This is a genomic window from Noviherbaspirillum sp., assembly GCF_035654295.1.
Taxonomy (GTDB): Bacteria; Pseudomonadota; Gammaproteobacteria; order Burkholderiales; family Burkholderiaceae_D; genus Noviherbaspirillum.
On sequence record NZ_DASRXF010000145.1, the window covers coordinates 19,005 to 28,565 of the forward strand.

Genomic DNA, 9,561 nt, shown 5'->3' on the forward strand with positions numbered 1-9,561 from the left:
GCTCCTCAGCGTTGGGCCGCGCGCAACGCGGTCACGGTCGCCGCCTTCGCCTGGCTGTCGACGCGCACGCCGGCCACGAGATACGCATGCAGGCTGTGCGCAAAGCCGTCGAGCTGCGCCAGCACGAGGCGGTTGGCGCGCGTGAAGGCGTTGTAGGCGAGCACCGCCGGGATCGCCACGAACAGGCCGGCGGCGGTCATGATGAGGGCTTCGCCGACCGGGCCGGCCACCTTGTCGAGCACCACCTGCGTCGCTCCCGACAGGCCCACCAGCGCATGGTAAATCCCCCACACCGTGCCGAACAGGCCGACGAAGGGAGCGGTGGAACCGACCGATGCCAGGAAGGTCAGCCCGCGTTCCACGCGGGCCTGCGCCAGCACCGTCGATTGCTGCAGCGTGCGGCCGATGAACTCGCTGGCATCCACCCCGGGGCCGGTTCCGGCGGCGCACTTTTCCTCCCAGGCCTGCGCCGCCAGCACCGCATCCGTCGCCACCAGCGCAAAGACGCCGCTGCGGTCCGTGCTGCGCACCGCTTCCAGCGCCTGCGCCCGGGAATCCGCATTCCAGAACGCCTGCATGGCCCGCGCAATCGACTGGCGGCTGCGCAACTGCGCGACTAGCTTGCCGATGATGATGGTCCAGCTCGCCACCGACATGAGGAGCATCGCGATGGCCACCGCATGCGATACCGCGTCGCCCTGCGCCCAGAAATGGGCGATCCCGAATTTGTCTTGCATGTTGATTCCTTTTTCAGGCTCACATATCGAACTTCAGCTCCGCCACGAAGGTACGCTGCGGATACGGGTGGAAGGCCCAATACTTCCGGTTGTTGAGGTTATCGATGCCGAAGGCCGCCGACCATTGCTTCGCAAGCTGGTAGCGCACGCGCACATCGGTCACGAAATACTTGCTGAAGCCGAGATAGCTGTCGCCGTTGGTATCGCTGTTGTCGAGCTGTCCGTACTGCGTGCCGCTGTAGCGCGCGCCGAGCGAGTAGGCCCAGCGGGCATCCGGCTTGTAGGTGGCCAGCGCACTGGCCCGCCACTTCGGCACGCGCGGCTGGCGCTTGCCCACGCTGGCCGGGAAGCCGGCATTGGCGGTGATGACCGAGTCCGCATAGGTGAGGCTGCCGCTCAGTTCCAGGCCCTGAATGCCAAGATCGGCCGCCATGTAGGCCAGCTCAAGCCCGTTGGTGCGGATGCGGTCCACGTTCTGCACCGTGCTCACCGTCGCCGACAGCGGCTGCGAATACAGCGCGTCGCGCGTGCGCTCGAAGAACAGCGTCGCGCGCAGCAGGCCGTTTTCCAGCGCCCGTTCCGCCGTCAGTTCCGTGGTCCAGGATTTCTCCGGTTTCAGGTTGGGATTGGTGTTGATGATGGTATTGCCTTCGATCGAGCCCTGGTACAGCTCGCTCACGGTCGGCATGCGCACCGCGCGGCCGGTGGATGCCTTCAGCACCCAGTCCGGGCTGGCCTGGAAAGCGATCGCTGCCTTCGGGGAAAAATGGTTCTCGTCGCGCTCCGCGCCGAACGGCACGAGGCTCGCCGCATTGCCGAGCTCGCCACCCCATGCGCGCCACATTTCATAACGCCCGCCCAGGGTCGTTTTCCAGTCCTGCGCAAATTGCCAGGTGTCCTGCGCGTACACGCTCTGCAGGCGCGCATTGCCGTTGAAGGCGGAGAAACGCGAGGTGGGGCCGCCATTGATCCAGTCCGGCGTATTGCTGACGAGATTGCGCAGCTTGTACGATTCCTGCTGCACGCCGAAATCCACGACGTGCGCGCCCACACCCTTGCCGCTGCCGGTCGGCCTCCATGTGCCGCGCAGGCTCAGGGTATTCCAGCCGGTGCCGTCCATGTCGGTGATGCGCCCCGCGCCGCCATTGAATGCCGCCGGCAATACCGCGGTCGGCGCGCGGGCGATGTCGTTGTGATAGTCATACAGGCTGGCCGCCGCCTCCCAGTCGAACACGCCCTTGGTATTGGTCTTGACCGAGAGGCCGTGCATCACATGCTCGATCTTGTTGCGGCTCGGGGCGAACGCAAGGCTGGGCCCGTTCAGGTTGTATTGACGGCCGCCGATCACCACATTGCCCGAGTAGACCGGGTTACCCGCCGCGTCGCGCAGATAGCTCTCCACGCCGCCGTCGGTGTTGTTCTGCCACAGGCCCAGGGTGTAGCTCGCGCGCATGGTGGGGGAAAGGTCGTAGGCCAGTTTGATCTTTGCGTGGTCCTGCACGGTGTGATACTTCGTCGTCGCGCCCAGGATCCACCAGTCGCGCCCCTGATGATTGCGCGACGCGATCGCACCGGTCACCGCAGGTGTACCAGCGGCCGGCGCCACGCCGTCTGACACCAGCCGGTTCGCAATCACCATCGGATGGCCCATGCTGTCGAGCCGGTTGACGTTGAACCACCACGACAAGGCGCCGCTGCGATTGCCGGCCGATACGCTCGCCTGCTTGGCGGCATCGCGCTCGCTGGTGCCGTACAGGCCGAAGTCCTGGCTGGCATAAGTCAGTTTCGCGTGCGCCTCGAACTTGATCGGCATGCGCGTCACATAATCGACGACCGCACCCACCGAGTTGCCCGGATACGCGGCAGAAAACGGCCCGTACAAGACATCGACGCGCTCGATTTCCTCCGGCGTCACCAGCCCCCAGCGCGGCGTGAACGTCGCGCCGTTGCCGAGATAATTCGACAACAGCACGCCGTCCGCATACACCATCGACCGCGCGCTGTTGCCGGTGCCCGAAGCGCGTGTCGACAGCACCGCATGGTTGTAGTCGCCGATGTAGCGCTTGCGCACCACCAGGCTGGGCAGGTACTTCAGCGCATCCTGGCTGTCGGTGGCGTTGATCGATTCCTCGACCTGCTTGCCGGTGACCCCCTCGATGGTGGTGGGAATCTGCGTCGGCAGCGAGGTCGGCTGGCCGCCGGTGACGGTGACGGTGCCGAGCGTCTTGACCGGCCCTTCCGCCGCCTGCTGCGCCAACGCGGCGGCGGACAGCGCGCCGAGCACTGCTGCGCAAAGCGGCTTGTAACTGAACTTCATGATACGGCTCCCTGTGTTGAATTTCTTTCGCTCTCAGCTATCCAGCCGGAACACGATAGGCACGACGACATTGGCGGCCACCGTTTCCGCGCCGAGGCGCGCAGGCACGAAGCGCCACTGCTGAACGGTTTTCACGGCCACATCGTCGAGGCGGGCAAAACCGCTCCCTTTCTGGATCTGCACGCGCTCCGCTTCGCCCTTGGGCGAGACGCGCACGAGCAGCAACACCGTTCCCTCCTCGCGCATGCGCTTGGACATGGCCGGGTAGGCGGGGGCGGGGTTTTGCAAATAGTCGGCATCGAAGCTGGCAGGCGTTGCGACCGGCGCCGGTGCGGCGGGCACAGGCTGCTGGACGGCGGGTGCCTCCTGCCTTGCCTGCGCCGGAGGCTGAGGCGCGACGGCGAAGGGCGTGGAACTCGGGGCCTTCTCCGCGGGTGCGGCAAGCACGGCAGGCGGGTTTGAAGCCGGCCTGGGGCGCGCGGGAGTGCGCTTCACCTGGGGCAGCGGCTTGGGCGGGACGGCGGCGGGTTTCGGTGGCTCCGGCTCAGCCAGCTTTGGCGGCGGTGGCACCGCTTCGATGATGCGTACATCCAGCGGTTTGGGCGGGGGAGGAGAGGGCGGAGAGACCGGTGCCATCTGCAGCACCCAGGCCAGCAAGGCGGCGTGCAGCGCAAGTACCGCCGCGAGAATGCGCCCCGTCCTGCCTGCCGGCTCGCGGGTGCCTTCTTGCTCGGATAGTGTGGCGGCGCTCACTCAATTGCTCGCATTCGTTCGTGACCAGATGCCTGCCGCGACCGGGGCAACAGGAAGAACGCGGGGTGATGCCGGGGCCGCGGGGCCGCCTGGCCAAAGTCACGAGAGCTGTTTTTGTTGCCCGCAGTGCACTTTTGGCGTACTGCTGGATTCGTCTCGACAGGATAGAGAAGTTGCCCGCCGCGCGGAATGCGACAAAATGTCGCACCCGGCCAAATCCGCCCGGAAAGCCGGCGGCGGGTCGATATAATCACCGCATGCAATTGCTCGCGATACTCAAGCCCCTGCCCCAGCACGAAGCACTCGGCCGCCTGATCTGGATGCGTTCCATCGCGGTCACCGTCGAAGCATTCGGCGTGGTGGTCGCGTCGATATGGCTGCATGTCCATATGCCGGTGGAACCCGTGTTCCTCGTCCTCGGCCTCCTGGCCATGTTCAATATCTGGACGTGGTGGCGCATGCAACAACCGGAAGCGGTCGGCAACCTCGGGCTGTTCATCCAGCTCTTCGTCGACATCGCCGCGCTCTCGGTGCTGCTCTACATGACCGGCGGCGCCACCAATCCCTTCGTCTCGTTCTACCTGCCAACGCTCGCCGTCGCCGCCGCCATCCTGCCGTGGCGCTACGCACTTGCGCTGGCCCTGTGCTCCCTGGTTGCCTACTCGGCAATGATGTCCAACTACGTCCCGCTGCACGTGATGGACCACGACATGGCCATGAGCTACCACCTCGTCGGCATGTGGGCCAACTTCGCGCTCTCGGCCGGCATGATCACCTGGTTCGTCGGCCGCCGTTCGCGCCTGCTGCGGGAAAAGGATGCACAACTCGCATCCGCGCGCGAGCAGCATCTCAAGAACGAGCAAATGATCGCCCTCGGCACGCAGGCCGCCAGCGCCGCGCATGAAATGGGCACGCCCCTGTCCACCATCGCCCTCATCGCCGGCGACCTGAAGCACGACTTCGCGCAACAGGCGCAACTGTCCGTGTACCGCGACGACATCGCCACCATCGAAAAGCAGATCGCGCTCTGCAAGGCATCGCTCGACCGCATGAAAGTCACCGCGGGCGGCGATGCAGCGTCTGCGGGCGTGCCGGTCGAGGTGGAAGAATGGCTCGCGCAATTCATCGAAAAATGGCGGCTGCGCTCGCCGGCGATTCAACTGAAACTGCATGCCTCCGCACCCGATGCCCGCATCCGCAACGAACAAGACCTCGGCCGCATCCTCCTCATCCTGCTCGACAACGCGGCCCATGCCGCTGCCGCCACGAACACAGCGGCCGACGTCTCGCTTTCCGTTGAAGGCCAATCCGCACGGATTCGCATCGAAGACCGGGGGCCGGGCATCGCACCCGAGCTGCTGAAGCGGCTCGGTTCCGAGCAGGTCAAGAGCAGCTCCGGCGGACAGGGGCTTGGCCTCATGCTCGCCTTCGCCACCGCCCGCCAGATCGGCGCCCACATCAAGCTCACCTCCAGGCTCGGCGCCGGCACCATCGCAACCGTCACCGTACCCTTGCATGAAGCCTAAACTCCTCATCCTCGACGACGATGAAGTCTTCTCCGCCACGCTCGCGCGCTCGCTCGGGCGGCGTGGCCTGGAAGCGACGGTAGCCGCCACCGGTGAAGACGCCCTGCGCGCTGCCTCCGCCATTCCCTTCGACTACGCGACGATCGACCTGCACCTCGCCAACGACTCCGGCCTGCAATGGATCGCCCCGCTGCGCAAGGCATTGCCGCATGCAAGGCTGCTGGTGCTGACGGGATACGCGAGCATCGCCACCACCGTGCAGGCGATCAAGCTGGGGGCGGATGACTATCTGGCCAAGCCGGTGAACGTGGATTCGATTCTGTCTGCGTTGCAGTTCAATACGGAGGCTGCGCCTGAGGCGCCTGTTCAGGAAGAGTTCACGCCGTTGACGGTGGACCGGCTGGAGTGGGAACACATCCAGCGCGTGCTGGCCGAGCATCAGGGGAATATTTCGTCAACGGCGCGGGCGTTGAACATGCATCGGAGGACGTTGCAGCGGAAGTTGATGAAGAAGCCGGTGGGGAAGTAGGGGGATACGACGGTAACAGGTTCACTTGAGTTTGATTTCACCCGCCGTCATCCCGACGGAAGTCGGCATCCAGTGTCTTGCATGCGTCCTTTAACGACACTGGATTCCTGCTTTCGCAGGAATGACGTCCTTTATTTGCGGCCTTAAGCGAGCTCCATTAGCGAAAGCTGTTCAGCAATAATCTATCTACATGGTCGCGTAGTCTTCCTGAGATGGAAAAAGACCAAATAGATAGCGAAGGGAACAGCGGCTGGTGCGAACATGATCACCAATGGTGCGGTATGAAAGACGGCGTAGATTCCGCTCAACAAGCCCGCAATCGGCCAAACCGGACTGAGCTTGGCGTCAATGATCCAGGCGACAGTCATTGTTAATAGCGGAACCCACGGAAGGGCAAACAACAGCACTGCGTTGGCCTCACGGATATGTAGCGCAGCGACCGCAGAAAGCGAAAGTACAAGTGCTGAGGTTGCCCAAATAATGCATGCAACAAGAAGCCGTAAAGGTTTTACTCTTCGACAGAACTGTCCAAAGCGCACCGGCTTATCCGTGAACTTCATGTAACTTCTCGAAGCAGTCGTCTAATCCAATATGGGCGTTTCAGGCAACGACCAAGTCAGCTGCAGCCAACGGCTTTTGCCCAACGATTGTCGCAATTTGAAGTACGGCATGCGTGCTGCCCGCACCGTCCTGATCAAAGTACAAGGCACCCGAGGTGGTGTTATACAAGAGTTGAGGACTGGACTCAGATGGCAGAGGCATGGATGCAGCGGACTTTAGCGTGAGCTTTGCACCTGCAGACAATCCGAAACCACTGGCACTTAGCTGAATGGTGTCTGTCCCGGAAACAAAATCAGTCCGACTTGTAATTCTTCAACGACTAGTGACGCAGAGGAACTCAGCCCCGAAGCTGATGCTCCGCCCCAAGTTGAAACGGCCTCACAAATTTCCTGAAGAGTTGATTCATTCATAAATACATCCCTGTTAGTTTTTTTTCTGCAGTGCTGCTTAATTTTTCGTGCTGAAGCAGCGAGCGATAAGTGTGATAGCCAAGAAGATGGTTGACGTCCAAGTTACCGTCACCAATCCCCATACAATCGGACCGAATAGAGACAATCCGAGATGTGTCGATGTCATGGCGTGAAAAATGAGATCTGCATGTCCGTGCAGTGCTCTGTCTTCGCACTGCCGAGAGGGATTGAACATCAAGTGGTAATACAGCACCGAAAACAGAACGCCTACACAAACTCCCAATAGGTGATCCCTTATCCTTTGAATTCGTTGGCCCATGACTTTCATGGTCCGATACGGACAGGAAATTACAAAATAGAGTAGAAATGCAAAGCAATATGCGAACATGACCAAGTACCAAAACTTGAACACATCCATGAGCTTTGTCGGGATGCAAATGCTTCTAAAGAAAGGTAACGCGTGTGCTAGGTCCGCAACGAAGGGAAATCCCAAAATCGCGTTGCGTATTGCGTCCAGCGACCCAATTAACGGGAGTAGAGATCCCAATACCAGCCCACATAGAAGAAGTTTCAAGAGTCTATTTTTGAACGCAATAAACTCTGGAGGGGGTTCTACCGGGTTGTTATGGATCCTCTTTGCTAACTCGAGACCCGATTCTCCATATCCCCTAAAAAATTTGCCCATTTTTAACTCGCCCTTTTTCCGAAAATGTTCAATGCGTTCAACTATCAATGATCAAGGCGCGATTCAGCGCCTGCCGAGAATCACGGCAAATGAAATCACTGAATCCGCACAACCCGTCGGATTCATTCCACCTTCCATGCGGCTAACTGAATCTGCCCCTACCACCGCAAATACAATAACGTCAGTGTTAAAGTGCCCATGTCAATTCACAACCTAGACGAACGATTCCTTAATGGATTCAGTTGTTAGTTCTCGAGGCGATACGTTAACTATCATTTGCTTTCCTTATTCTCAAATACAACTTTGAGACCGACAACAAACATTGCAAGCATTCCCCACATTGCTCCGCCTGTTGGGGCAAACCCAAATAGTGCTAATGCCCACTTCTTTTCGTTCCAGGGGGTTGGGTCCAACTGAGTACCACCAACGCCAAATGCCAGCCATGCGAATATCAGAATGATCGGAGGCATCAACAGCAGTCGCAGGTAAGTACGTATGGACTTTTCCGCGAACGCATCCATCCAATGACTTTTTTGCTCTTTCAATACCCAGACATGGAAGAACATGAGCGGGCTGATCAATGTCATAAGCGGGAAATACACATAGGCTATGTCCGGAAATTTGGATGCAGCGACATGCATGGACAAAGAAGGTATGTGTTTCATCATCCATTGCAAAACGGGCCCAACCAGCGGCAGAGCAGTTACGTAATTGGGCGGGATGAGATAAGTAAGCGAGAGACTTATCCCCATGAGGGCCAGAAACGGGCCGGTTGTTAGTTCTCGAAATAGAAGTTTCATTGGCGAGATCCTACTTACGGTAGCGTTAATTAAACTTGTCCAAGTATTTATAGTGAGGATTGTTTCATTCATGAGGTTCTCATCAAAAAGACTAGCAATCCTGTAACTGCGGCGAATATCAGGATCGATCTAATGGGGGCACTGTACGGAGCATAAAAAAGCAGTCCAATAGCGCGGAGCAACCAATGCTGCTCTTTGCGCATCCAGTTTTCGATAAATTTTGATTCGTGTTCACTGTTTCGAAAGAGAACATCAATGCGAACACTTACGAACCAAGCAAGCCAGAAAATGTCGACGACCAGCAATAGAAAAGTAATTAGTGAAGCCATGACCTTTTGTCCGTGATTTATCAGTTCCCGATCTAACACGTCGTGGTACGGGTCGGCATGACACGTTAAAGTCAGCAGCGAGTGCTGTCATCTTTCGACCAACTGATTCATATCGTGCCGCAGCTTCGGTAGCAGTTTCTGCAACAGGTTCTAGAGAACTCGAAATGGCATTCGAGACGCCTGATCAGTAGCCGGTCAATTCACCATTAACTTCATAAAGAGTTTCGTTTACTGACTCTACTAGTATGTTCAGCGTACTTGCTTGCATGCGACTTTCCTTATGAAGTTCGAAACATCAAATAGAAAAACAAGAGAGGCGCAGTAGATAAATCCGAAGACGCCTTCGACCCAAAAAAATGACGCAACCCGACTAACCAATACATGTGAAAAGAACGAATAAGACAGCTGGTATCTATTGATCGGTATTAGCTCTTGGGTTAGCAGGAGGTAGACAACTAGCGCAAACAAGACATCAAAGAGTGCGCGAAACGTCCTGCCTCGAGCTCCCCACGTTCGACTGAGCGCATCCAAATTGCCTTCTGCGAATGCAGTAAGGAGGCCGCAGAAGAGGGCGGCGTAAATCGCAAATGAATATGAAACCGTGAGAGCGAAAGGAAATTCGCTTTCCCGACCCATTGCCAGCGCGTCGGGAATGGCAATTTTCGAAAGTGGAAGAATCCCGTGAGCGGGAAGAAGAAACATACCGAGACCAAGCAAGATCGCGGAGCAAAGAAGAAACCGTCCCGCGGCTTCCTTAGAAATTAAAGGTAGGAATGATGTGCCCCCATTAGCAGTGCCAGGGGCATGTTAGTAAAGTTCAGTTGATGATCTTTCCTGTGTCCTGGGTTGCTTCTTTTTGCCGGTGGCCGGCCGCGAACTCGGCAGGCGTCTGGTAGTTCAACGCGCTGTGAGGT

6 protein-coding genes are annotated in these 9,561 nt (G+C 58.7%); 2 read left to right on the forward strand and 4 right to left on the reverse strand.

Annotated elements, in window-relative coordinates:
- Positions 1–5: 5 nt before the first annotated feature.
- Genes VFF99_RS14245 through VFF99_RS14255 form a run of 3 tightly spaced genes read right to left on the reverse strand, consistent with a single transcriptional unit; the run spans position 6 to position 3,807 of the window.
- Entirely contained in the window at positions 6–737 is a 732-nt protein-coding gene (locus tag VFF99_RS14245; RefSeq protein WP_325018978.1) for a MotA/TolQ/ExbB proton channel family protein, read from the reverse strand.
- Positions 738–756: 19 nt separating this feature from the next.
- Positions 757–3,054 carry a TonB-dependent receptor gene (locus VFF99_RS14250; protein ID WP_325018980.1) on the reverse strand — a complete coding sequence of 766 codons (2,298 nt, stop codon included), beginning with the start codon at positions 3,052–3,054 and terminating at the stop codon, positions 757–759.
- 33 nt (positions 3,055–3,087) lie between these two features.
- On the reverse strand, positions 3,088–3,807 hold the full coding sequence (locus VFF99_RS14255) for a TonB family protein (RefSeq protein WP_325018982.1): 720 nt from the start codon (positions 3,805–3,807) through the stop codon (positions 3,088–3,090).
- A 257-nt stretch (positions 3,808–4,064) separates the two neighbouring features.
- Here VFF99_RS14255 and VFF99_RS14260 point away from each other — a divergent pair, with 257 nt between their 5' ends.
- A complete protein-coding gene (locus tag VFF99_RS14260) occupies positions 4,065–5,333 on the forward strand; it encodes an ATP-binding protein (RefSeq protein WP_325018984.1) in 1,269 nt (422 codons plus the stop codon).
- Positions 5,323–5,862, forward strand: a complete 540-nt coding sequence (locus VFF99_RS14265; RefSeq protein ID WP_325018986.1) for a response regulator transcription factor — start codon at positions 5,323–5,325, stop codon at positions 5,860–5,862. The genes VFF99_RS14260 and VFF99_RS14265 overlap by 11 nt, the downstream gene beginning before the upstream one ends.
- A gap of 1,928 nt (positions 5,863–7,790) precedes the next feature.
- Here VFF99_RS14265 and VFF99_RS14270 read toward each other — a convergent pair.
- Positions 7,791–8,390 carry a hypothetical protein gene (locus VFF99_RS14270; RefSeq protein ID WP_325018988.1) on the reverse strand — a complete coding sequence of 200 codons (600 nt, stop codon included), beginning with the start codon at positions 8,388–8,390 and terminating at the stop codon, positions 7,791–7,793.
- Between the last annotated feature and the right edge of the window lie 1,171 nt (positions 8,391–9,561).